Raw genomic sequence first — 24,239 nt, 5'->3', positions numbered from 1 at the left:
CAGTGAAGCTATTTATTTATCTTCGCAATCTGTGCAGGTTAATGACAAAAAACTTAGGGTATTTGGCGTCTCATGTTTAATCTTTCGCACTACGTGCATCGCATGTCTTTAAAAACTTCTGGGTTTTTACCTATATAAGCCGAAACGCGCTTACAAAGCGTTTAAGACAACAAAAAACGTCAAATTGACAAGGGAGAATTTGAATGCTAGCTACTACGGTGTTTCTTTGCCTTTTTTCCTGCTTAGTAAATTTCTTAAATACTTGCGGTGTAGGTTAGTTGCAAGTTAAAAGCAGCTAAATCGCTCTTAATCAAGCGTTTTAGAATAAAAAAAACGCCGATATTTTAGTACATGGTATAGCATTTCTCATAATAGTCCGAACAGGTCATAGGAAGGCAGAATCAACAGCACGACGAAAGGATTCGAATAGAGGAATGTTTTTCCTAGCTCTGTTTTTTATAGCAAACCAATGATGCTCAATTTTGTTGAAATCTGGAGAATACGGCGGCAGATACAAAATTTCTGCACCAACTCCTCTAGCAAGCTCGATAATCTTACCAGACTTATGAAAAGTAGCATTGTCAAGAATGACAGTCTGTCCAGGTTCCAAGATCGGTGTCAAAAATTGCTCAAACCATCCATTAAAAACATCCATATTACAGTGGCCTTCAAAGGTTAATGGAGCAACTATCTTTCTTCTACTTAAGGCTGCAACCATACTGATTCGTTGAGTTTTCTTTCCAGATTTTAGGCCATAAAACCGCTGTCCTTTCTGGCAATACCCATATGGATAGTCCTCTGTGTTATCAATGCCAGACTCATCTATATAAACTAAGTTTTCTGGTTCTTTTGTTGCTATAATTTTTAAGAGCCTGTTCATAATCTTTTCAGAAGTAAGGCAGTGAAAGCCAGAACGACCATTTGTAGGCTAGTATTGAGTTTTCGCTCACAATTTTTCCACAATCTTCTACATTTTTCTAACCAAGCAAAAGATCGCTCCACAACCCATCTTTTGGGCAATACAACAAAGGAATGTAATTCATTTCTTTTTATCACTTCAACGGTTGCACCAATAATCGTTTTTATTTGAGTTGCAAAATTCTCTCCAGTATAGCCTGCATCAACCAGTACATTTTTAACTCCCGAGAGGTTTTCTTTTGCATTTTCGACCATTCTCACAGCACTGCTACGGTCAGTTATAGCTCTTTTCATAGAAGTCCGGATGTGATAAGATAAGGATAGACGATGATAAGGAGGTTGAGTGCCAGCAGCATATAGTTATGACTTAAGGAAAAAAGCAATGGAAGCGCTAGAGGAGGGAGGAAGCAGAGAAACAGTGGCAGCAAGATTTAAAATTGGACGAACTACTTTATGGGAGTGGCAGCAAAGAAGAAAAGAAACAGGAGACTTTCAATCAAAAAAACTTGGAAATGGAGGTTACAATCACAAAATTACCGACTGGGATGCCTTTGCTAAATTTGCCAGAGAAAACGGAGGAAAGACTCTGTCGGAAATGGCTAAACTTTGGGGCAACGTTAGTATCCAAACGATCCACCGAGCTCTCAGAAAAATTGGATTTACGCGCAAAAAAAGACATATGGATACAAGGAAAGAAACGAAGAAAAACGTGCTGAATTCTTAAAAATTATAGCAACAAAAGAACCAGAAAACTTAGTTTATATAGATGAGTCTGGCATTGATAACACAGAGGACTATCCATATGGGTATTGCCAGAAAGGACAGCGGTTTTATGGCCTAAAATCTGGGAAGAAAACTCAACGAATCAGTATGGTTGCAGCCTTAAGTAGAAGAAAGATAGTTGCTCCATTAACCTTTGAAGGCCACTGTAATATGGATGTTTTTAATGGATGGTTTGAGCAATTTTTGACACCGATCTTGGAACCTGGACAGACTGTCATTCTTGACAATGCTACTTTTCATAAGTCTGGTAAGATTATCGAGCTTGCTAGAGGAGTTGGTGCAGAAATTTTGTATCTGCCGCCGTATTCTCCAGATTTCAACAAAATTGAGCATCATTGGTTTGCTATAAAAAACAGAGCTAGGAAAAACATTCCTCTATTCGAATCCTTTCGTCGTGCTGTTGATTCTGCCTTCTTATGACCTGTTCGGACTATTATGAGAAATGCTATATCTCTGCTGTTGTTATATAAATTGCATGGGGCAAACCTTGCGTATCTACTGCAATATGGCGTTTTATTCCTGAAATCTTTTTGCCTGCATCATAGCCTTTTTCTTCAGCAGTATCTGCATTTTTTACACTCTGTGCATCAATTATGCAGAAGCTGGTTTTTTCTTTCCGACCATTGTTTTGTCGGACCACGCCAACTATTTTTTTTTAACACCAGCTCCAGAACACTTTCTTTATCTGCATCTGGTTTTTCACTCCACTTCTTAAAATAGTCGTAACAATTGCGCCATTTTGGAAACTCTTTTGGTAGCATTCTCCACTGACAACCGCTTTTCAGAACGTATAACACTCCACAAAATACATCATACAAATCAAGTTTCCTTGGTTTTGTTTTTTTTCTACAGGACTCTAGATCTGGTAACATAATCTCAAATCTTTCCCGACTTATATCACTTGGGTATAAACTCCTCATATATCCTAACTTATATATATTATCTCTTAGTTTATTCCTTTCTTGAGATCATGTACAGGTTCTAAGAATTCAGCACGTTTTTCTTCGTTTCTTTCCTTGTATCCATATGTCTTTTTTTGCGCGTAAATCCAATTTTTCTGAGAGCTCGGTGGATCGTTTGGATACTAACGTTGCCCCAAAGTTTAGCCATTTCCGACAGAGTCTTTCCTCCGTTTTCTCTGGCAAATTTAGCAAAGGCATCCCAGTCGGTGATTTTGTGATTGTAACCTCCATTTCCAAGTTTTTTTGATTGAAAGTCTCCTGTTTCTTTTCTTCTTTGCTGCCACTCCCATAAAGTAGTTCGTCCAATTTTAAATCTTGCTGCCACTGTTTCTCTGCTTCCTCCCTCCTCTAGCGCTTCCATTGCTTTTTTCCTTAAGTCATAACTATATGCTGCTGGCACTCAACCTCCTTATCATCGTCTATCCTTATCTTATCACATCCGGACTTCTATGAAAAGAGCTATAAATAGCCAACCACCACGGGGTTTCTTTTGCCTTTTTTTTCATTTGGTAAATTTTTTAAATATTTATGGCTAAAGATTGCACGAATGTTGCAATTACAAAAACGATTTCTACTAGGGTGTCATCCCAGTGCGTGACACTGGCATCCAGCCTTTATTACGCAGCCACTTGGTTGAAATTAAGTCTTCTGGATCCCAGTGTCAAGCACTGGGATGACAAGAAGAGGGCACTGGGATGACAGGGGAGTTGGATGACACCATTCTTTTTCCTGGATCCAAGTAGTCAGCTACTCGGATAACACCCATTTGCTGTGCAATTTACCTTCAAAAATGAATGTTCGTACAGCTATGTGTCAGCTACTTTCATGACACCAACAGTTGATATTGGTTTGTTGCTTTACTGGCAGCTACTAGCTATGCCTCAAGTTTCCTATTCAAAACTTTCAATATTAGATCCAATTCATTTGGATTATTATACCGTATCATAACTTTACCCTTAGAATTGTTGTCATTAATTTTGATCTTTAAACCAAGTTGAGAAGATATAGCGCCTTCTATTACCGTCATATCTTGATTTCTAGTATATTTCTGCTCTTTTTGATTGTTGTTTTGATGTAGGTCCTTTGTCAGTTTTTCAGTTTGTCTAACGCTTAAGCCTTGAGAAACTATTCTTTCTGCAATACTTTCCGCATTTTCAACATTAATCAACGCTCTTGCATGACCCATAGACAACTTTTTTTCGTTGATCATTGTTTTCACCCTACAGGGAAGTGACAACATCCGAATCATATTGGTTATGTGGCTGCGGCTTTTGCCTATAGCTGAAGCTAATTCCTCATGTGTATAGAAGAACTCATCTATCAGTTTTCTGTAAGCTTCACCTTCTTCTATTGGATTAATATCTTGCCTTTGTATGTTTTCAATAATGGATACTTCCAAGCATTCCTTGTCGCTCAGATCTTTTATGATAACCGGTGCACTATCAAGATTTGCAATCTTGCTTGCTCGCCAACGACGTTCCCCAGCTATTATTTCGTAACCATCATCATTTGAATCTTTGCGTACCACGATAGGCTGTATAATGCCACTTTTCTTTATCGAATTTGCAAGCTCTCCTAATGATTCCTCGTCAAAATGTTTCCTCGGTTGAAATTTGCTTGGGTGCAGTAATGAAATAGGCAAATACTCTTGTCGATCTTCTTTATTATCATAATTATCGCCTATGAGACCGGCAAGACCTCTGCCGAGGCGTCTATCATCCTTCATACTACGCCCTCGCTTACTAGTTTCTTCTCCTTACAACTGCTCGCGTGCTTTTTAAAAATTTCCCTTGCCAAACTTATATATGCTTGTGCACCAGGACACTTAAGATCATACACAATAGCGGGTTTTCCATGAGAAGGCGCTTCTGATAACCGTACGTTACGTGGAATAACAGTCTCATACAATGGGATGATAGTTTTGTATACTTTATCATTTAAATACTGGCAAATATCGTTTTTAATCTGTTCACTGAGTTTGTTGCGCCTGTCATACATTGTTAACACTATCCCTTCTATTGCCAAAAAAGGGTTTAGGTTATTTCTTTTTATCAGCTCTACAGTTTTAACTAAATGGCTTAATCCTTCCAGAGCAAAAAATTCACACTGAAGAGGGACAATAATAGAATTAGCAGCAGTCAAAGCATTTATGGTTAGAAGCCCAAGTGATGGAGGGCAATCGATGATTATATACTCATAATTATCGCGTATCTTCTCTAATGCGCTTTTTAGCACAAATTTTCCTCGCTCAAGTTGCGATAATTCAATTTCTGCAGCTGATAAATCAACTACTGACGAAATTAGTGATAAATTTGGAATTTCCTTTATATTGAAAATTGCCGATTCTATCAATTTATTTTCGCTGCTTAGTAGTATTTTGTATATATTTTTTTCTTCCCTACTACGATAAGAAATCCCGAGCCCGGTGCTAGCATTTCCTTGAGGATCAAGATCTACCAATAAAGTGCTTTTTCCCACAGCAGCAAAGGCTGTCGATAAATTTATACTAGTTGTGGTTTTGCCAACTCCACCCTTTTGATTTACTATTGCAATAATCTTGCTCACGCCTTTTATCTTATGTATAAAATAATTCTATTGTATATATGCAAGAAACTTTTGCATTAGAAAATTTTTTCGTTGTTCACCACACTAAAATTAGACTGTCTTTTTTGCTTTGTGTAACACACTTTGAACCTTGTTTCCTAATTCATTCAGAGTGAATGGTTTTGGCAAAAAGTGAAAATCTTCTATATTGATGTCATCACTCTTTAAAAAAGCATCTTCTGCATACCCAGAAATAAAAATAACGTTGATATTTGGCCTATGGATCAATGCTTCTTTAACTATTTCTGGGCCGCTCACCTCTGGCATGATTACATCAGTGATTATAAGATCTATGTGTTGACTTTTTTTACTGATTACTTCTAGCGCCTCGCTGCCTATGCTTGCTTCTATTACATCAAATCCTTTTCTTTTGAGTGCTTTAGCAATGAATTCCCTTACTGAATCTTCATCTTCAATCAATAAAATTATACCATTACCTTTAATTTCACTTACTACCGGTCTTTCTATTTCTTCACTATCGTCCTCTCTCAGATTTTCATCTGATATGTAAACCATGGGCAAAAATATGCTAAATTTAGTTCCATGATTTACTTTGCTAGCAACATAGATGTATCCTTCAGTTTGTTTAATAATGCCATATACAGTAGAGAGGCCAAGACCTGTACCAGAGGTAATATCTTTGGTAGAAAAAAATGGGTCAAATACCTTTCCAATTGTATCACTTGTCATTCCACATCCAGTATCAATTACTTCAATCACAACATAATTTCCATGTTCGATTGTTTCCTTGTCTGGAGAAAACATATCCTGAGATGTAGAATTTAATGAGTCAATCTTTTGATTAAAGGTTCGTATAGTTAATTCCCCGCCCTTTTCCATAGCAGCACTAGCATTGACTGCTAAGTTAAGTATAACTTGCTCTAATTGCCCTTGATCAGCCCTAACAGCACCCAAGTCTCTACCATAATAAATATTAAATTTTATGTTTTCACCTATTAATCTTTTTATCATTTCATAAAGATTAGCTATAGTTCTATTTACATCAATAATTTTTGGCTGCAAGGTCTGTCTTCTTGAAAAAGCAAGCAATTGTCTTACTAAATTTGATCCACGCTTTGCATTTTGCTGTATCTGTATTATATCTCCAAAAGATGGATCACCAGCTGAATGCTGGAGTAAAAGCAAATCGCAAAATCCTATTATCCCAGTCAATATATTGTTGAAATCATGCGCAATACCACCTGCTAACTGCCCTATAGCTTGCATCTTTTGATAATGCTCAAGCTTTATCTCTAGGTTTTTGTGTTCAGTATTGTCAATAAAATAACAAAGTATGAAGATCATTTTATTATGAAGAAACTTATTGAAATATATTTTTATGTTATTACCGCCGTTGAGCTGTACATCAAAAGACGCATTATTTATTCTATTACTTGAAAAATATTCACGTATTTTCACATGATAACTATCCAATATCAAAGTAAAGATTGAATTATTATCTGACCCTGCAAGCTTTATTAGTGCCGTATTTTTCTTTACAAAGTTGCCGTTTATGTCACATTGTGCAATAGCAATTGATGAATTTGCAAAACAAGGGTGTAATTGATAATCAACAATATTTGATTCGGTTGGTGTTATAAAGCCATATATATAGCTATGGTTGTATTTATCACAAAATATAGCAGTGCTCATATAAGCCTTGAATGGAATACCACTTATAGTAAAAAACAAAATTTCATTATCGGTTGTTGTATTGTTATATTTAGATTGAGATATAAAATCACTGATTGAGCTACCTTTTTCCAGTTTTTTCAGTTCAAATATGTCTAAAAATCTTTTATTTACAGATAAAATCACCCCTTTGGCATTTGCAATGTAAGTTCCTATACTGTGTTTTTCTATTAACTCTTCATATATCTGCTCCTTGTTTATTTGTGTTGCTTTTAATACAAAATACCCGTCTGGCCTTGCTATTGGCACTAATGATAAATTTAAAATCTTATTACTATTTATAGCAATTTGGGGATTATCTGGTATCGGCTCAAAGAGCAAAAGAAAGTTAGATACTCTATTCTTCTTGTTTAAGGAAATGCATACCTGTACAGAAGAGTTATTTTTTAGTGCATGATAGAGTACTTTTTTGTCTGCTTCTGAAACATCTCCTATTTCAAGAATCTTGCCTAACGTAATGTCATCATCTATATGATCTTTCAACCTTTCGTAGAACCTTGCATCAGCATAAATAACACCCTCATCTTTATGTAAAATAAGGCAAAATTCTGTATTATGATTTAGTGCATTTGCAAATATTGCATTTTGGAATTCTATAGTATTAAGTAGGTATCTGTAGCGTTTTACATTATATATCACAAAGAGAGTTGTTAGAATGCTAACTAATAAATTAATCCCTATATTAATATGCTGACTATATATATCAAAAAAGTAGAGTATCGATATTGCTACTGAAGGTAAGAGCATAATAACTGCCATCACAACAATTGACATTCCATAATTTCTTAGTATGAAGTCAACCCTGTTCTCTTTTTTGTTATCTATGTATCTTTTATTCATTATTGTTACTTGGCATTGTTGTACATACGAAAATGTTCTATTATATTGATTTAATTATTATAGATTTATTAACGTCTTTGATAGATAATTACCATCCAAATCTAATTAAGTTCCTTAAGTATCAGATATAACAATGTTAATAAGCTAGTAAGAGGATATTATGGAAAAACAAAAAACACAAGCATTTAAATGGTTCTGTGCACTAAGAGATAAGATCATAGAATCTTTCTTATCAATTGAAAAACAATCATCCGCAGAACCAAAGATCGAAAAGAGAAAGTGGGATCGCCCAGGTGGTGGAGGTGGTGAATCTACAATTATTTTTGGTAATGTTTTTGAAAAAGTTGGAGTAAACGTTTCAAAAGTACACGGAAAATTTGCAGATTCAGCCATTAATGAGATTCCTGGTGCAAGTGAAAGTAACGGAGAGTTTTGGGCAAGCGGTATATCTTTAGTGTCTCATATGCAATCGCCCCTTATCCCTGCAGCACATATGAACACAAGGCTGATATATACTTCAAAACAATGGTTTGGTGGAGGAATGGATTTTACGCCAATATATAAAAATGAAGAAGATTGCAAGTATATTCATGAATCAATCAAAATGACATGTGATAGATTTGACACCGGATATTATCCAAAATTTAAAGAGCAATGTGACAACTATTTTTTCTTACAACACAGAAAAGAGCCGCGTGGCATTGGTGGTATTTTCTATGATAATCTGAGTTCTGGCAACTGGGAAAATGATTTTGAGTTCACAAAAGCAGTAGGTGAAGCCTTTTTGGAAATTTATTTGCACATCATACGTAAACATATACAAAAATCTTGGACAAAAGAACAACGAGAAAATCAATTAATAAAACGTGGCAGATATGTAGAATTCAACCTGTTATACGATCGTGGCACAAGGTTTGGTTTAATGACTGACGGCAATCCAGATGCAATTATGATGTCAATGCCACCACTTGTTAAGTGGTTATAGAGAGCTGCTATTAGTAGAAAATAAATCATCATAGTTTAAAATTGTACCATGGTAGTGAGCTTTTATATAGAGGGGTATAATCATGGGTATAATAGATAATTTTTTAATTAAATCTGTCAAAAACAATGACATAAAAGGTGTTAAACTGACTCTAATTCTCTATGATGCGTTAAATAGTTTTAGAAAATTCTTTTCAAAGATTATGCCTTTCAAGAATACAGGATCATTTGATATAAATAATAATCAAGCTTTAAATCAGGCTTTAGGACATGCAGTAAAAAGTCTTGATTATGATTTAATGAAATTACTTATTAATGCTGGCGCCAACGTTAATGCAATAGGCAGCGACGGTATAGGAAGTGTAATCTATAATTACGAAAGAGCACTTGCTCATGAGAAAGAGGTTATGCCGGTTCTAGGTAAGGAGTATCTCAAAGACTATAAGGAAAAATGTTGTTTAATACTTGGTGAGTTAGTAATAAATGGTGCAATGCCTCGAAATGTTCCAGAAAAGGAAAAAATATTGAACATTTTCAAAGAAAGAGAGGGTTTTGATGAGTTTAAAGAAGTAGTAAAGCTGAAACTTGAGGCTAACTCAGTTGGTAACATGATACCACCTCAAAAACCTCCTAGAACCTTTGAATATGAGCCAATAACTATGTACGCTGAGGTGAACAACAATGTGATACCACCTCAAAAACCTCCTAGAACTTTTGAGTATAAGTTAGAAAATACTAAGGAATCTATCAATAATGCAATAGATAATCTTATGGTTCATAATACACTGGAAAATAGTGATTATTTGAATGTATCAGAAGAGTCTATTTATGCTGAAATATATGATTCACATAAAAAATCTACTGAAAATTTATCATTGGACGATAGTGGTTATTTGAGTATATCAGAAGAACCTATTTATTGCACTATAGATGATCTTTTCAGAACAAAAAAGCCTGCTAGCCTAAAACAGAAAGAGCCAGAACAGTCGTCAGAACCTATTTATGCTAGGGTAGATTTGTCCAAGAAAAAAGCAGAAAGAAAAGCAAAAGATGTAAAAGCCAATTCTGGAACTTGTCATGGGTTAGTGCAAGATAAAGTGAATGATTGGCAAGTAAAGCTAAATGAGCAAAGTGCTAATAAGCCGGTAAGTCAGCAAATCAAGACCAAGGCTGGCTTTAGTGTAAAAGAAATAAAACAAAAATATGAGAGTCGGGATTCAGGTTATGATTCTGGCTATGAATCTGATACAAAAATTGAACAATTAAGAATAAAACTTAAAGCCCCTAACTCTGAAATAAATTCAGTGAATATTGAATTTGGCATAAAGAAAGACGTTTGTGCCATAAAATAATTGACTTTATGTGCATAATCAATATAATTTGAGTTAATTCGCATTGACTCTTTCGTCTAGTGGTTAGGACACCACCCTTTCACGGTGGTAACACGGGTTCAAATCCCGTAAGAGTCACTCAAGTAGAATATAATTAAAGTTTTAAATGGGAAAAATTAGGCTTTATGTTGAAGAAGCTTTATCACAAGGCGTGAGTTTAGCACTTAATCCACAACAAAGTCACTATATTTGCAATGTAATGCGGCTTAAGAAGTATGATAATCTCTCTCTTTTTAATGGAAAAGATGGAGAATGGTTAGGAGAAGTAGTTAATATATCGCGTAAATTGACAAAAGTTACACTCAAAGAATGTACCAAACAACAGCAATATGAGGAAAATTTATACCTGTATTGTGCCATGGTAAAAAGTGCTGCTTTGAACAGCATAGTAAGACAGGCAACTGAAATGGGAGTAACCTGCATTCAATTTATTTCAACGGAACGTACAGTAGTAAAAAACATTAACCTAAGTAGAGCAAAATTACAGGCAATCGAAGCTGCGGAACAATCCGGTAGGATGAGTATACCAGAGATTTTGCCTCCTATTAACTTTTGTGAGTTACCTGATTCCCAGAGTAAAAATTTTGTTTTATGTGATGAAACAGGTAAAGCTGATAAAGTGCTGAAAGGCAAAAAAAATGTTGCTATTATTGTTGGCCCTGAGGGTGGTTTTTCATCTTATGAACTTGATCTTGCCGATAAGTTTTGTCAAAAATTGAGTCTAGGAAAAAGAATTTTAAGAGTCGATACCGCTGTGGTTGCTGCACTAACTTTCACCAATTGGTGTAGCTAGATTTTTAAATATGGCTAAGGTTTGGGCCATAGAGAAATCTGATTCAGTATTGCACGCGCTAAACTCTATAGGCCACCTGCGAAGCAGTTTGCTACTAAAGAGGAGCTAATAAAAAACATATTCTAAAATAATATTAAATCTTATATTATATTTTTTCTAAAATAAACAAATGAACTTGCATTTTGCCTGAATTATTGATAACCTGAGTGAAGAAGTCGGGGCGTAGCGCAGCCTGGTAGCGCATTTGGTTTGGGACCAAAGGGTCGGGAGTTCAAATCTCTCCGCCCCGATGTTAGTACGATTGTGTAAGAACGCTGTAACATAAGAGCAATCTCCATCAGTAAGCAAGTAGCTGACACTGGAATGACATCATTTGCCATGTAAATTACGGCATATTACATTTTAACGCTCAAGTTTATAAAATAATTGACAATGTTAGTTTTCTAATTTATAAATAAATTTTGAAATGATTACCGAAGGAGGTATAGAGTTTGATTGAAGTATCAGTCCATTATGGTGATGTAGACAGAGCTCTTCCAGTATTGAAAAAAACAATTCAAAAGGAAGGAAGAGGGTTGAAAATGAAAAAACAATATCATGAAAAAAAATCAGAAAAAACAGCTAAAAAGAAAGCTGAAGCGAGAAAAAAGAGGCACCAGCAAGAATGCAGAAGGCAGCGTTACGGTTGGTAATTTTTTAATAGTTTATCATTGGTTGTTTTATGAATATTCACGAATATCAAGCAAAAGAGATTTTGTGTAAATTTAATGTTCCGGTGCCAAAAGGTTTTGTCACTATATCTGCGGAAGGAGTAAAGACTCAAGTAAGCCAATTAAAATCTGACGTGTTTGTGGTTAAAGCTCAAATTCATGCAGGTGGTAGAGGTAAAGCCGGTGGCGTAAAGCTAGCAAAGTCAGCTGAAGAAGCTCAACAATTTGTAAAGGATATGATTGGTATGACTTTAGTTACTCATCAAACAGGGCCAAGCGGGCAGCAAGTAAGAAAAGTATATGTTGAAGAAGGCTCAAGCATTAAGAAAGAGTATTACTTAAGCCTGGTAATCGACCCGAAGCTCAGCAGGCCAATATTCATATTTTCTTCAGAAGGTGGAATGGACATCGAAGAAGTGGCGAAAAATTCTCCCGCAAAAATTGTGAAATTTGATATTGATCCTGCTACAAGTTTTGATAGCAGCAAGTTAAGCAGCAGTTTTGATTTGAGTCCAGAACAAATAGAAAAAATAACAAATGTTGCAAAAAATATATATGATGCGTTTATTGCAACTGATGCGAGCCAAATTGAAATTAATCCACTGGTTGAAACAAACTCTGGAGATTTTATTGCGCTCGATGCGAAAATTAATTTCGATGACAATGCTTTATATCGTCACCCAGAAATTATGGAACTTCGTGATTATGATGAAGAAGTGAAAGAAGAGATAGAGGCTTCAAAGTATGGGCTCAGTTACATCAAAATGGATGGCAGTATTGGTTGCATGGTAAACGGTGCAGGTCTTGCTATGGCAACAATGGATATAATAAAATACTACGGAGCAGAGCCTGCTAACTTTTTGGATGTTGGTGGTGGAGCAAGTAAAGAAACTGTAACTGAAGCATTTAAAATCATATTGTCTGATAGCAACGTAAGAGGAATTTTGGTTAACATATTTGGTGGTATAATGCGTTGCGATATTATCGCAAGTGGAATTGTTGCGGCTGCAAAAGAAATGAGCATTAAAGTTCCTCTAGTGGTTAGATTATCAGGTACTAATTTTGAAGAAGGAAAAAAAATTTTAGAAGAGTCGGGATTAAATATTATTGCTGCAGATGAGCTAGATGAAGCTGCGCAAAAGATAGTAAAAGAGGTGAAATAAAGCATGTCCGTTTTAGTAAATAAAGACACAAGATTAATATGCCAGGGTTTTACTGGTGCACAAGGTACGTTTCATTCAGAGCAAGCTATTGACTACGGGACGAAAATGGTTGGCGGTGTAACTCCTGGAAAGGGTGGTAGCACTCACCTTAATTTACCGGTTTTTAATACTGTGGCAGAAGCTAGAGAAAAAACTGATGCGAATGCCACGGTAATATATGTACCTGCTAAATTTGCTGCTGCTGCAATACTTGAGGCAATAGATGCAAAAATAGAATTGATAGTTTGTATTACAGAGGGCATTCCTATACTTGATATGGTGAAAGTTAAGCGCGCGCTTGTTGATTCAAAAAGTCGATTGGTTGGTCCCAACTGCCCGGGAATTATTACGCCTGAAGAGTGCAAAATAGGAATTATGCCCGGCCATATCCATAAGCGTGGACACATAGGAATTATGTCTCGCTCTGGAACTTTAACTTACGAGGCAGTAGCACAAACAACCGCTGTTGGTCTTGGTCAATCCACGTGTATCGGAATTGGGGGAGATCCAGTTCATGGTATGACATTTGTCGACTGTATGGAGCTCTTTTTAAAAGATGACGATACTCATGGTATTGTAGTTATTGGTGAAATAGGTGGAAACGAAGAAGAAGATGTATCACATTTTGTGAAAACAGAAAAAACTAAAAAGCCAATCGTTGGTTTTGTAGCAGGTCAAACAGCACCTCCAGGAAGGCGTATGGGACACGCTGGAGCAATCATCTCTTCCAGTGGTGGAAGTGCTGGTGCAAAACTAGAAGTTATGCGAAGCGCTGGAATTGCAATTGCAGAGACTCCTGCGGTGATTGGTAAAAAAGTTTTGGAAGTAATGCATCACTAGAATTAGGGTCACAAAAACCCTATATCACCGGTCATGAATACGTTATTTGCCCACTTGATTAGCAATTTACCTCCTGGTAAACCTACTGAAGTCTGTTGGGCAGTCAGATATCCACGTAGTGTGGATGCAACAAGTGCTGCACAGGCTGCACTACCGCATGATGCAGTAATGCCTGTACCTCTTTCCCAAACTCTTAAAGCTATTTCTCCAGACTTTTCAACTTGTGCAATACTAATATTAATTTTCTGAGGAAATAATACGTGATTTTCTAGCTTTGGTCCTAAATTTCGCAATGGTATTTCACTTATGTTATCAACAAAAAAAACTATGTGAGGATTACCAATATTTACTGCAACAGGATCTTTTAGCATTTCAAGCTCTATAGGTAAGTGAAGAGTGTCACACTCAGTAGACAAGGGAATTTTATGCCATTTTAACAAAGGTTTACCCATGTTAACCTTTATGGATTTATCACCCACTTTAAAACACTCTAAAATGCGTTTGTTTGTTAGCTCAATAGTGATATACTCAGTACCTTTTTCTGACATTATCAAATATCCAACACAGCGTGCTGCGTTTCCGCACATTTCAGCTCGACTGCCATCAGCATTATAGATATGCATAAAGCAGTCTGCAGCATTAGACATTGTTATAATTATCACTTGATCACAACTGCTTTGATCAGCAATTTGTCTATAGTTCCAGTCTAAATTGTTTGTTGAACGTGAGTCTATGATAACGAAGTTGTTACCAGTGCCGTGCATTTTGATAAAATTTTCAGGACCTTGGCCACTCATCATAAAAAAATATTTCTTCTATTGGTCTCCTTTTTTTCTTACTTGTTTCAGCGCCCTCTTCTTCGTAACCAACCGCTATCACTGACATTACATTAAAATCATCGGATATGTTGAATCTTTCTGCTATTTTATCTCTATCAAATCCACCCATTTGATGAGCCATTAAGTTCATAGCTGCAGCCTGTAGCATAAGTGCATAATTTGCTGCACCAGTATCGTGATTAGCCCAAAGATTTTCTCCTTTACCTTGTTTACGGAAATTCCTAGCGCTTAGAGATATAATTAGTATTTGTGCATCTTTTGCCCACTTTTGATTAGATTCATCAAGGCAATTTAGCAGCTTTTCCCATGCACTTTGATTGTTCTGTTTGTTGCATATTACGTATCTCCAGGGTTCATCACCAAAACATGAGGGAGTCAGCCTTACAGCTTCCATTAAAATATCCATGTCTTCCTGAGATATTGCTCTTGTAGGATCGTATGAACGTCCGCTGTGTCTTGCTTTCATCAACGATAATAGATCTTGTTTACTCATCATTTTTAATTTAATAGTGCATAAATAATTCATTCTAGCACAATATAAGCAAAATTTAAATTGCAAAACCTCTCATACACATATATGATATTTAACAAGTTATTTTTATTGGGAAAGTATGTTTGTAACACAATCTAGCAGCAGATCAACACTGGCTGAAATATTGTCTTGCGTTTTACTTTTATTCTTGATGGCTCAAATAAGCATACCATTGCAGCCTGTGCCTATCACATTGCAAACTTTAGGAGTAATGCTTATTGGGCTTAAATTTAACCGCAGAACAGCATTCTATTCTGTGCTTACATATCTATCACTTGGTGCAGCAGGATTGCCTGTTCTTGCAAATTTTTCTGGTGGTTATCACGCTCTTCTTGGACCAACAGGTGGATATTTAATTGGCTGTTTAGTTGCTGTCATAATGATGGGCGAAGTAAATGAACTCTTAAGCCTTAGATGTGAATTACTCGCGCGCAATTCTTTTAGTTGTATAGTTGGCACAGCTATGATTTTTATATGTGGTGCCAGTTGGCTTGCTGTTTACTTGGGTCTAGAACAAGCAATAATGGTGGGTGTTTTACCATTTATCCTTCCTGGTTTGGTAAAAATTTTTCTACTTGTAGCAGCTTTGCAATATTTGAAAAAATGATAAAATTTCGCCCTCATCATTTCATTTGCACCCTTGCATTTCAAGGGTATGGGTATTCTCAGGGTTTTGTAGAAAATTATAAAAAGATAGCAAGTGAAGTGGTTAGTACTCAAATCGAAGTAGTTGGTAACCTTGATAGTATTTGTAGTGCTTGCCCAAACCAGACTAAACAAGGTAAATGCACCGAACAAGCTAAAGTTTTAGAGCTAGATAGAAGGCATATGGAAATTTTAGGAATTAAAATTGGCGAGACTTTGACCTGGAGTGAAGCGGTAGAAAAGATTAGAGAGAAAATGTCTTTAAAGAAATTTGATTACGCATGTGAGGGGTGCAACTGGCAGCCATATGGAATATGTAAAGATGCCCTTTTAAATTGTCATGCCTACAAAGGTAGTTGACAAAATGTTAAGATAAATTGAAGCATTTTTATGGAAATGAAGCGAAATATGGAAGACAAAAGATAAGTGCATTCTGAAAGGCTACACAGCATGTTCGTCCCGCTAATTAATAATATCTTTATTATTGTATGAGATAGGTAATTTAGCATTTATGAATTTGTAATGTGTTACGCATAGCTCAAAGAAATAAGGTTTACTGGTTACGTGCTGCAGCCAATGCCGCAACACTAGGACCTATGTTTATCTGCATGTTAATTTGCGTTGTGATTTTATGGAGGTCTTCTGTTACCTATGCTAGTGAAAATTTGGAGATACAAAAGGCCTTCGATAATGTTGTCAAGCATATAAAAGCTGATAAAAAATATAAAGATCTTGATGTTATTGAGAGAAAAAGTGACAAATTTAATATCAAAATTTCGCAGAATTCTGGCAAGAGTTTTGACATATACTCTACTTTAAAAAAAGCAAAAGATTCCTTTGAGTTAGGAGATAATGAAACAGCTATTTCTCTCCTTAATCAGATTACCGCAAAGTTTCCTTATCATAAAAATGCTTTGATTGGACTAGGGAATATTTATTACGTTAATAAAGAATACAAAAAAGCTGTAGAGATTTACACAAGACTGTTAAAAGAACACCCTAGTAACCCTTACATATTAAAAAATTTTCTGACAATAATCTCACAATATGATCCTGATCTGGCGTTGAGTGAAATGTTAAAATTGTATGATATACATAAAAATTATGCTCCTTTATTAGCAAATTTAGGTCTGATTTATATGAAAAAGGAGGATTATGTAAAAGGTAAAGAGTATATGACAACTGCTATTTCTCTTGATGAAAATAATATTTTTTATACCTATAATCTAGCTGTTATTCTAGATAAACTTTCAGATTTTCAAAATGCTACAATATTCTACTTAAAGTTGTTGAACATGGCTACAACTTCGAAAGATGTGAGTGAAAAAATACCTTTATACAAAGTGACAGCAAGACTAAAATTTATAAAACTTCACAGCACGCACTCAAAGATTTCATAAAAGCTTATAGCTTACCTAAATCTAATTTATCGTATCTGTTCAAGGGAGTGGCTAATGTGCAAATATTGAAGCAAAGTGTGTGACACACAGTTGTACGAACATTTGTTTGCAAAGGTAATTTGCACAACAAATGCATAACTGTACGAACATTGTGATTTTGGCCCATCAGATCCCAGTGCTTGGCACTGGGATGGCTTTGTTGCATCGCTAGCTATGATGGATTAAAGATAAAAAAGGTGGAGAATATCAGTAGCTTATTATTCTGGTATTTATAACAAGAACGGTCAGTGGATACCTAAATTTGAGTAAAAGAAATTTCACTACCGCTCACTAATCCGGCTAAAATTCAAGAATTTCAATGCTTTAGCTATTTTCAATAGAATTAAATTTATTAATATAAATAACAAATTACTATTCTTAAATTTGATCAGATTGATTGCAAAAAAACAAGATTTTCAATAGGTTGCTTATAATCCTAACTATAGTTAGCCTTTCATAAGTAGCGATGCAACAAAGCCCACTGGGATCCAGGAATTTTATTAAGTTGGCGAGCATAAAAATAGCTGTTTTATGTTAAAATACAACGTTTTAATGATTATGAAAAAGCTGGATCCCAGTGTCGGCTACTTGGATGACACCATTTATTGTAAGGACTTACCTCACATTTACTCTATAATTATCTTTTTAGATCACCTTGTCTACCTATTTTGCCACTCTGCTGAAAGGATACAATTTATTGCTATTTTTGTTTACAATAATAATATTGAGCTATAGAATTAGGTCTAAAGGGGCAATTAGCTCAGCTGGTAGAGCATCTCGTTTACACCGAGGAGGTCGGCAGTTCAAGTCTGTCATTGCCCATTTGCTTAACTGAATGTTAGTATTATTAATTACTTCAATTAAAGTATAGAAAATGCAGGATAATATAGTACCAATCTCAATAGTAAAAGAGCTGGAAGATTCTTATCTTTCCTACGCAATGAGCGTTATCATAAGCCGGGCTATACCTGACGTGCGGGATGGATTTAAACCTGTTCATAGGCGCATATTATATGCAATGTCAAGAGCTGGATTCGATGCCGGTAAGCCATATAAAAAAGCGGCTCGTATAGTTGGGGACGTAATGGGGAAATATCACCCACATGGTGATGCAGCTATTTACGATTCCTTGGTCAGGATGGCCCAAGATTTCTCTCTTCTTTTACCACTTGTTGATGGGCAAGGTAACTTTGGTTCGATAGATGGAGATCCACCAGCTTCAATGCGATATACAGAAGCAAGACTTCAAAAAGTGTCGCACTTTTTACTGAATGATATTGATGAAGATACAGTTGATTTTAGGCCAAACTACGATGGAAATGAAACAGAGCCTGTTGTGCTGCCTGCAGAGTTTCCGAATCTATTGGTAAATGGTGCAAGTGGTGTTGCAGTTGGTATGGCAACCAATATTCCTTCTCATAATCTTGGAGAAATAATAGATGCTTGTATATTATATGTAGATAATCCTGAAGTTACTTTGGATGAGTTACTTGAAGTGATGCCAGGGCCGGATTTCCCAACTGGGGGAACGATTCTTGGAAGGTCTGGAATAAGATCAGCATTTGCAACTGGTCGTGGATCAATTGCTGTGCAAGGCAAGACTCACATAGAAGACCTGCCACAAGATAGGCAAGCAATAGTGATTGATGAAATACCTTACCAGGTAAATAAAGTAAAATTAATTGAGAAGATAGGTGAGCTTGTAAAAGAAAAAAGAATTGATGGTATAACAGAAATTAGGGATGAGTCCGATAAGTCTGGTATTAGAGTAGTAATTGACCTCAGAAGAAATGCTGAAGCAAGTTTTATACTTAATCAAGTATTGGGACTAACTCCACTAAAAAGTAGTTTTAGTGTTAACACTTTAGTCCTCAACAACAACAGGCCTGCTTTGATGTCATTAAAAGAAATCATAGCTGCTTTTGTTGATTTTAGAAAAGAAGTACTAATTCGAAGAACAGAATTTCGTCTAAGAAAAACGAGAGAAAAAGCTCATATATATATAGGGCTCTACATTGCGGTTCTCAGCATAGATGAAGTGATAAAAATCATCCGCGGTGCAAAAGATCCTGCGGAAGCAAGTAGAGAACTTTTAAATAAAGAATGGAAAACCTCGAATGAAATCAACACTATTATTGAGTTAATTTCAGATAGCGCAAGCTTTTTGAAAGATGGAGTGTATAGATTAACTGAGCTACAAATTAAGGCTATCCTTGATATGAAACTGCAGCGTTTAACAGGCCTTGAAAAAGACAAATTAGAAGCTGAGCTAAGTTCAATGATCAACCTGATAAAAGAATATATCGCTTTTCTTGGCTCAGAAGAGAAGTTGATGAAGGAAGTAAAAAATAATTTACAAGAAATAAAGAACAGATTTGCCGTACCACGAAAAACTGCAATAGAGGAATCAGATACGGACATTGAAGCTGAAGATCTAATTCCACAAGAGGATATGGTGATAACCGTAACTATGAATGGTTATATCAAGCGTGTGAAGCTTTCTCATTATAGAACTCAGCGTCGTGGTGGAAAAGGAAAGCTAGGACAAGGATTAAAAGAAGAGGATGTAACCACAAAATTGTTTGTTGGAAATACCCACACTAGCCTCTTATTCTTTTCTAATATTGGCCGAGTCTATAGATTAAAGGTTTATAAGTTGCCTCTTGCAGAACCAACTGCACGTGGAAGAGCGCTTGTTAACATATTTCCGCTTAGCGATGGTGAAACTATAACTAATATAATGCCGTTGCCAAGTGAGAGCGATGAAAATCAAAACATAGTTTTTGCTACTGCCTATGGAAACATAAGGCGTAACTCCTTAGCGGACTTTCACTATATTCCAAGCAATGGAAAAATAGCAATAAAGCTCGATGAAGGAGACAAATTAGTATCGGTTAAGGTATGCAATGAAATTGATCATGTTTTACTTTCAACAACGCTTGGAAAAAGCATCAGATTTGTTGTAAGTGATGTGCGTCAATTTAAGAGTCGCAATTCAGATGGCGTAAGAGGTATCAAACTTGTAAAGAGTGACAGCGTGATATCCATGACCATATTAAATGGGATAGGTGTAGCAACAGAAACAAAAGAACTTTACTTAAAAGTTCCACTTGCAAAAAGACTGGGGACTGCAATTAATAACTCCATTGATTCTAAATTGGAAAAGACTTTGAATGATTTAGGAATAGATAACGAATTATTCTTAAAACTTGCAGTGAATGAGGAGTTTATATTAACTATTACCGAAAATGGCTTTGGTAAAAGAACTTCTGCGTATGAGTATAGAGTAACTAACAGGGGTGGTGTTGGTATCACCAATATTCTTACTACTAGCAGAAACGGTAATGTTGTTGCTAGTTTTCCAGTTGAGCAGGGTGATAATATAATGCTTATTACAGATAAAGGAAAGTTAATTCGCATTTCGGTCAATGAGATTAGAATTGCAGGACGCAGCACTCAAGGAGTCACTCTGTTTAAAACAGAAAGTAGAGAAAAAGTGGTGTCAGTAGCGAAAATTGAAGATCCTGATTCCACTGAAGATAGTATTTTTGAAGTTGAAAACTCTATCGCTTCTTAACCGTAGTATAGGTTAAACAAAAAGCGCAAGTTTTTGTTGATTAATACGCAGTATTTAAATTAAAATATATACTTATGGCTAAGTAAAGATCAATGGACAAAAAATTAACTAAAAATAAAAAACCACTGGTAGACAAAGAGGATAAAAAAACACCTCCTGTTAAAGATCTTACTAAAAATAAGGGTAGGAGAGATTTTATAACATTAACTACATGCGCTATGGCAGGTATAGGAGCTGCAAGTGGACTTTGGCCACTTGTTAAGTCTATGAATCCTTCTGCTGAAGTTCTAGCAACTTCCACAGTGGAGGTGAATTTGTCTGGAATTCAGGAAGGACACGGATTAAAAGTAAAGTGGCAAGGTAAACCAGTATTCATTCGTAGACGCACAAAGCAAGAAATTGAGGTTGCAAGAGCTGTGAATGTAAAGAGCTTGAGGGACCCTGAGTCAGATGAGCAAAGAGTACGTGAAGGAAAAGATGAATGGTTAATCATGATCGGAATATGTACACATCTTGGGTGTGTACCGGTTGACCACGCTACAAGAGATGGTAATGGTTGGTTCTGTCCTTGCCACGGTTCATATTATGACACATCAGGCCGAGTAATTGGGGGTCCCGCACCAAAAAATATGGTTGTACCTGATTATTTTTTTCCCAGTGAGAATGTTGTGGTAATTGGCAAGAAGGCTTAACGGAACTCGTTAAAAAAAACTCACAGGATCAACATCTATTATCACTGCAATACTCGAATTCAAGTTACAATTTTTAATCCAATATTTCAGCTTTTTTTGTATGGATAGACTGTGCTTATTGTGTATTTTTAATAATACCCTATACCGATACTTATTATTTAAAAAATTTATCGCTGCTGGTGATGGGCCAAGAATTTCAAATTCCTTTTTGTCTACACCTACATTTTTTTCCTGGATACAAGTAGTTGAGCTACTTGAATGACAGAAAAGAGATTTTACTATTTCATTCGCTGCTTTTTGTGTCGCAATCTGATTCTTACCACAAATTATAAGCGCTATTAATCTGCTAAATGGTGGCATTTTGGCTTCGCGTCTTGACTCAAGTTCGATTTCATAAAATGAGTCTCTTTTTTGATGCAGCAATGCTTTTATTATTGAACTTTCAGGGTTATTGGTTTGCACTATTACCATTCCTTTTTCATTAAACCTTCCTGATCTGCCTGCAACTTGGTGCAATAATTGATACGTCTTTTCCGCTGCTCTTAAATCAGAATTTTCGAGGCTCAAATCTGCATTCATTACTCCAACCAAAGTTAATTTGGGAAAATTGTGCCCTTTAGCAATTATTTGTGTGCCGATTATAATGTTCATCTCTTCTTTCAATATCAAGTCAATTACGTTACTAACCGACTTCTGATCGCTGCTTATCATCGCAGTTTTTGCGTTTGGTATTAATTTTACCATTTCTTCAAGTAACCTTTCAATTCCTATGCCGTAGAGGGACAATGGCTGTTCACTTTGGCAATTAGAGCATTTTTCTGGAAGTTTTAATTGATAAGAGCAATGATGGCACAAAAGAGCATTTTTTTTCTTGTGATATGTAAGCCAAACAGCACAATTTAAGCAGGAAATTTTATATCCACACTTTTTACAAATTGCCAGTTGTGCATACCCTCTGCGGTTTAGAAAAAGCATAACCTGCTGTTTTTTCTCTATGGTTTGTTTGATGCTTTCAAAAAGCTCAGAGGAGATCCATTGCTTGTTGTTCCTCATATCCACTACTTTAATGAGTGGCAATTCTGCACCACCGAATCGCTTAGTTAGCTTTACATGATTGTAATTCCCGCTTTTAACATGATGAATCGTTTCAAGCAGTGGAGTAGCTGATGATAAAATTATTGGAATATTTTCAAATTTAGCTAAGATTATCGCCATATCTCGAGCATTATATATAATTCCCTGTTCTTGTTTAAAAGATGAGTCGTGCTCTTCATCAACGATAATCAATTTTAGGTTTTTATAAGGCAAAAAAAGTGCTGATCGTGCACCAATAATTATCTGCGCATTTCCACTTGCTATATTGAGCCAATTATTTCGGCGAGTTTTTGGAGTGAGTCCTGAGTGCCATTCAACTAAGTTTTTTGATATCTGACCGCGAACACGATTTACCAATTGTGAAGTTAAAACAATTTCAGGCAAGAGGATTAAAATTTGTGCACTGTTTACAGTCTCTACCAATTTTGCAACTGCGGATAAGTAAACTTCCGTTTTTCCAGATCCTGTCTCACCGTCAAGCAAAGTCACTGAATACTCGTTCAAATTGCTTATTATTTTATCACTAGCTATCTGCTGTTCAGGGCTTAATTGGCAACTTATTTCACTTGTTTCCTGCTTTTGTTCAACACAAACCAATTTATCTATGTGATTTACTTTTAACACTCCTCCCATTATCACTTTGGCAAGCATACCAATAGGTATTAAGTTGTATTGTGCAACCCACTCTGCAAATGCAATCAATTTTGGTCTAATATTTGGTAAATCGATTTTTTGCTCAATAAATTTTAATTCTCGGTTACTTTTATCGCTGTATTTCCAAACTATTCCGATTAAGCGTTTTTTGCCAAATGGCACCACTACGTAATCTCCAAGTAAAATCTCAGTATTTTCCTCAATTGCATATGAAAATAACTGATCAATTGGAAGTGGTAGTAATACGTCAACTGTTCTTGCCATAGTGATTAAGTTTAGCATTGTTTTAAAGAGCTTGTAACTTTATTAAGCTTGGCAATATAGATGAATCGGTACAGAGAAAATCTTAACATTTAATACATTTTTCATAGTACAGACCGTATGATTGATAAATAAAATAATGAATAGATTTACATAATGTTTGGAGGCTACCAATGGTCAACGACAAGATTACTTTGAACTTTGAGATAGAAAAAGGCGAACCTATAGATCGATACTACTTTTCTGCACGTATAAAGCTTACAGATGAAAGTAAAAATTTTTTGCGCGAGAAGCTTGGCAGTACAATTCAATTCGATAATCTAGATGATCACTTCAATCTTAACCATGAGAATTTTTATATCTACTACAACAAATATAGTGAGCACAATGGTAGAAGTGAGCTATACGTTAGGGATGATAACGGTAGATATTTAACCTCTAATCTTCCACTCAATCATAACGGGTTCTCAATGGAACTATCATCTGACGGAGCGTCAATTGCAGATTATGGTTTTTATCCTCTGTATGCAATCTATAACCCAAATCACTATGATAAGGCAAAGGAAAAAGTATTTGATGATCACGGTGAATTGTCACCAATTGCATCAAATGTGTTAGATAGTTTTTTAAGCAACACAAATAGCTTAACCACACAAGATATATTACAAAATGTATTCTCACAACTGCAGAAGAAAGCTGATGAAGAAGCAGAAAGATTGGCAAGAGAAAGAGAAGCAGAAAGACAAAGGGAGGAAGAGTTATAGCTCTTTTCATAGAAGTCCGGAT

General features: G+C 35.8%; 19 protein-coding genes, 3 tRNA genes and 4 pseudogenes. 16 read left to right on the top strand and 10 right to left on the bottom strand.

Features of this window, described 5'->3' with window-relative positions:
* Window positions 1-385: 385 nt before the first annotated feature.
* Window positions 386-871 (bottom strand): annotated as a pseudogene (locus ABWU71_RS02000) (IS630 family transposase); the annotation flags it as partial.
* Window positions 872-876: 5 nt separating this feature from the next.
* Window positions 877-1,200 (bottom strand): annotated as a pseudogene (locus ABWU71_RS01995) (transposase); the annotation flags it as partial.
* A gap of 61 nt (window positions 1,201-1,261) precedes the next feature.
* On the opposite strand from ABWU71_RS01995, the gene ABWU71_RS01990 reads away from it, so the two are divergent.
* Window positions 1,262-2,121 (top strand): IS630 family transposase gene (locus ABWU71_RS01990; RefSeq protein ID WP_353284076.1). Its coding sequence is split into 2 segments (ribosomal slippage): window positions 1,262-1,586 and window positions 1,586-2,121, totalling 861 coding nucleotides; the frame shifts between segments, so codons are not numbered across the junction.
* Window positions 2,122-2,149: 28 nt separating this feature from the next.
* Here the strand turns inward: ABWU71_RS01990 and ABWU71_RS01985 are convergent.
* From ABWU71_RS01985 to ABWU71_RS01960, 5 genes and pseudogenes are all read right to left on the bottom strand, one after another.
* Window positions 2,150-2,621, bottom strand: a pseudogene (locus tag ABWU71_RS01985) (IS5 family transposase); the annotation flags it as partial.
* A gap of 59 nt (window positions 2,622-2,680) precedes the next feature.
* Window positions 2,681-3,063 (bottom strand): annotated as a pseudogene (locus ABWU71_RS01980) (IS630 transposase-related protein); the annotation flags it as partial.
* A 474-nt stretch (window positions 3,064-3,537) separates the two neighbouring features.
* Window positions 3,538-4,389 carry a ParB/RepB/Spo0J family partition protein gene (locus tag ABWU71_RS01970; protein WP_353284666.1) on the bottom strand — a complete coding sequence of 284 codons (852 nt, stop codon included), beginning with the start codon at window positions 4,387-4,389 and terminating at the stop codon, window positions 3,538-3,540.
* Entirely contained in the window at window positions 4,386-5,228 is an 843-nt protein-coding gene (locus tag ABWU71_RS01965) for a ParA family protein (RefSeq protein WP_353284665.1), read from the bottom strand. Before ABWU71_RS01965 ends, ABWU71_RS01970 begins: the two co-directional genes overlap by 4 nt.
* Before the next feature lie 90 nt (window positions 5,229-5,318).
* Window positions 5,319-7,799, bottom strand: coding sequence for a response regulator (locus ABWU71_RS01960; RefSeq protein WP_353284664.1), 2,481 nt, complete (start codon window positions 7,797-7,799; stop codon window positions 5,319-5,321).
* A 160-nt stretch (window positions 7,800-7,959) separates the two neighbouring features.
* Here ABWU71_RS01960 and hemF point away from each other — a divergent pair, with 160 nt between their 5' ends.
* From hemF to sucD, 8 genes are all read left to right on the top strand, one after another.
* Complete coding sequence (gene hemF / locus ABWU71_RS01955; RefSeq protein ID WP_265036239.1) at window positions 7,960-8,784, top strand: oxygen-dependent coproporphyrinogen oxidase; 825 nt, start codon at window positions 7,960-7,962, stop codon at window positions 8,782-8,784.
* A 202-nt stretch (window positions 8,785-8,986) separates the two neighbouring features.
* Window positions 8,987-10,135 (top strand): hypothetical protein, encoded by a 1,149-nt coding sequence (locus ABWU71_RS01950; RefSeq protein WP_353284663.1) that lies wholly within the window; start codon window positions 8,987-8,989, stop codon window positions 10,133-10,135.
* Between the two features lie 45 nt (window positions 10,136-10,180).
* Window positions 10,181-10,252, top strand: a tRNA-Glu gene (locus ABWU71_RS01945).
* A 28-nt stretch (window positions 10,253-10,280) separates the two neighbouring features.
* Window positions 10,281-10,967 carry a 16S rRNA (uracil(1498)-N(3))-methyltransferase gene (locus tag ABWU71_RS01940; RefSeq protein WP_353284662.1) on the top strand — a complete coding sequence of 229 codons (687 nt, stop codon included), beginning with the start codon at window positions 10,281-10,283 and terminating at the stop codon, window positions 10,965-10,967.
* Between the two features lie 216 nt (window positions 10,968-11,183).
* Window positions 11,184-11,257 (top strand) — tRNA-Pro (locus ABWU71_RS01935).
* A gap of 201 nt (window positions 11,258-11,458) precedes the next feature.
* Entirely contained in the window at window positions 11,459-11,659 is a 201-nt protein-coding gene (gene rpsU / locus ABWU71_RS01930) for a 30S ribosomal protein S21 (protein ID WP_096617268.1), read from the top strand.
* 29 nt (window positions 11,660-11,688) lie between these two features.
* A complete protein-coding gene (gene sucC / locus ABWU71_RS01925; protein WP_353284661.1) occupies window positions 11,689-12,840 on the top strand; it encodes an ADP-forming succinate--CoA ligase subunit beta in 1,152 nt (383 codons plus the stop codon).
* A 3-nt stretch (window positions 12,841-12,843) separates the two neighbouring features.
* Window positions 12,844-13,719 (top strand): succinate--CoA ligase subunit alpha, encoded by an 876-nt coding sequence (sucD, locus tag ABWU71_RS01920; RefSeq protein ID WP_265036243.1) that lies wholly within the window; start codon window positions 12,844-12,846, stop codon window positions 13,717-13,719.
* Window positions 13,720-13,727: 8 nt separating this feature from the next.
* Here sucD and dapF read toward each other — a convergent pair whose 3' ends face one another.
* Both dapF and ABWU71_RS01910 read right to left on the bottom strand, forming a co-directional pair.
* Window positions 13,728-14,516, bottom strand: a complete 789-nt coding sequence (gene dapF, locus ABWU71_RS01915) for a diaminopimelate epimerase (RefSeq protein WP_353284869.1) — start codon at window positions 14,514-14,516, stop codon at window positions 13,728-13,730.
* Entirely contained in the window at window positions 14,497-15,084 is a 588-nt protein-coding gene (locus tag ABWU71_RS01910; protein ID WP_353284868.1) for a nitroreductase family protein, read from the bottom strand. Before ABWU71_RS01910 ends, dapF begins: the two co-directional genes overlap by 20 nt.
* An 85-nt stretch (window positions 15,085-15,169) precedes the next feature.
* Here ABWU71_RS01910 and ABWU71_RS01905 point away from each other — a divergent pair, with 85 nt between their 5' ends.
* The 6 genes from ABWU71_RS01905 to petA all read left to right on the top strand — a co-directional run bounded on the left by ABWU71_RS01905 (window position 15,170) and on the right by petA (window position 21,443).
* The gene (locus tag ABWU71_RS01905; RefSeq protein ID WP_353284660.1) at window positions 15,170-15,697 is read left to right on the top strand and encodes a biotin transporter BioY; all 528 of its coding nucleotides are present in this window, start codon (window positions 15,170-15,172) and stop codon (window positions 15,695-15,697) included.
* Window positions 15,694-16,095: a DUF1284 domain-containing protein gene (locus tag ABWU71_RS01900; RefSeq protein ID WP_353284659.1), complete on the top strand. Its 402-nt coding sequence runs from the start codon at window positions 15,694-15,696 to the stop codon at window positions 16,093-16,095. The genes ABWU71_RS01905 and ABWU71_RS01900 overlap by 4 nt, the downstream gene beginning before the upstream one ends.
* 164 nt (window positions 16,096-16,259) lie before the next feature.
* Window positions 16,260-17,135 carry a tetratricopeptide repeat protein gene (locus ABWU71_RS01895; protein ID WP_353284658.1) on the top strand — a complete coding sequence of 292 codons (876 nt, stop codon included), beginning with the start codon at window positions 16,260-16,262 and terminating at the stop codon, window positions 17,133-17,135.
* A gap of 788 nt (window positions 17,136-17,923) precedes the next feature.
* Window positions 17,924-17,996: transfer RNA gene (locus tag ABWU71_RS01890), tRNA-Val, on the top strand.
* 52 nt (window positions 17,997-18,048) lie between these two features.
* Window positions 18,049-20,751 carry a DNA gyrase subunit A gene (gene gyrA, locus ABWU71_RS01885; RefSeq protein WP_353284657.1) on the top strand — a complete coding sequence of 901 codons (2,703 nt, stop codon included), beginning with the start codon at window positions 18,049-18,051 and terminating at the stop codon, window positions 20,749-20,751.
* 92 nt (window positions 20,752-20,843) lie between these two features.
* The gene (gene petA / locus ABWU71_RS01880) at window positions 20,844-21,443 is read left to right on the top strand and encodes a ubiquinol-cytochrome c reductase iron-sulfur subunit (protein WP_353284656.1); all 600 of its coding nucleotides are present in this window, start codon (window positions 20,844-20,846) and stop codon (window positions 21,441-21,443) included.
* Between the two features lie 9 nt (window positions 21,444-21,452).
* On the opposite strand, the gene priA is transcribed toward petA, so the two are convergent.
* Entirely contained in the window at window positions 21,453-23,474 is a 2,022-nt protein-coding gene (gene priA, locus ABWU71_RS01875; RefSeq protein WP_410530553.1) for a primosomal protein N', read from the bottom strand.
* A gap of 173 nt (window positions 23,475-23,647) precedes the next feature.
* On the opposite strand from priA, the gene ABWU71_RS01870 reads away from it, so the two are divergent.
* On the top strand, window positions 23,648-24,217 hold the full coding sequence (locus ABWU71_RS01870; RefSeq protein ID WP_353284654.1) for a hypothetical protein: 570 nt from the start codon (window positions 23,648-23,650) through the stop codon (window positions 24,215-24,217).
* Window positions 24,218-24,239 lie beyond the last annotated feature (22 nt).

The organism is Wolbachia endosymbiont (group A) of Lasioglossum fulvicorne (assembly GCF_964028605.1).
Lineage (GTDB): Bacteria > Pseudomonadota > Alphaproteobacteria > Rickettsiales > Anaplasmataceae > Wolbachia.
Note: the sequence above shows the minus strand (reverse complement) of the source record. Positions and strands in the feature narration are given on the sequence as shown.

Excerpts from the sequence above, each read along its gene's own strand:
- ABWU71_RS01900 (WP_353284659.1), top strand. The coding sequence starts at position 15,694 with ATGATAAAATTTCGCCCTCATCATTTCATTTGCACCCTTGCATTTCAA.
- ABWU71_RS01940 (WP_353284662.1), top strand. The coding sequence starts at position 10,281 with ATGGGAAAAATTAGGCTTTATGTTGAAGAAGCTTTATCACAAGGCGTG.
- ABWU71_RS01905 (WP_353284660.1), top strand. The coding sequence starts at position 15,170 with ATGTTTGTAACACAATCTAGCAGCAGATCAACACTGGCTGAAATATTG.
- ABWU71_RS01910 (WP_353284868.1), bottom strand. The coding sequence starts at position 15,084 with ATGAATTATTTATGCACTATTAAATTAAAAATGATGAGTAAACAAGAT.
- sucC (WP_353284661.1), top strand. The coding sequence starts at position 11,689 with ATGAATATTCACGAATATCAAGCAAAAGAGATTTTGTGTAAATTTAAT.
- ABWU71_RS01950 (WP_353284663.1), top strand. The coding sequence starts at position 8,987 with ATGCCTTTCAAGAATACAGGATCATTTGATATAAATAATAATCAAGCT.
- gyrA (WP_353284657.1), top strand. The coding sequence starts at position 18,049 with ATGCAGGATAATATAGTACCAATCTCAATAGTAAAAGAGCTGGAAGAT.
- sucD (WP_265036243.1), top strand. The coding sequence starts at position 12,844 with ATGTCCGTTTTAGTAAATAAAGACACAAGATTAATATGCCAGGGTTTT.
- hemF (WP_265036239.1), top strand. The coding sequence starts at position 7,960 with ATGGAAAAACAAAAAACACAAGCATTTAAATGGTTCTGTGCACTAAGA.
- ABWU71_RS01970 (WP_353284666.1), bottom strand. The coding sequence starts at position 4,389 with ATGAAGGATGATAGACGCCTCGGCAGAGGTCTTGCCGGTCTCATAGGC.
- ABWU71_RS01960 (WP_353284664.1), bottom strand. The coding sequence starts at position 7,799 with ATGAATAAAAGATACATAGATAACAAAAAAGAGAACAGGGTTGACTTC.
- petA (WP_353284656.1), top strand. The coding sequence starts at position 20,844 with ATGGACAAAAAATTAACTAAAAATAAAAAACCACTGGTAGACAAAGAG.
- priA (WP_410530553.1), bottom strand. The coding sequence starts at position 23,474 with ATGCTAAACTTAATCACTATGGCAAGAACAGTTGACGTATTACTACCA.
- dapF (WP_353284869.1), bottom strand. The coding sequence starts at position 14,516 with ATGAGTGGCCAAGGTCCTGAAAATTTTATCAAAATGCACGGCACTGGT.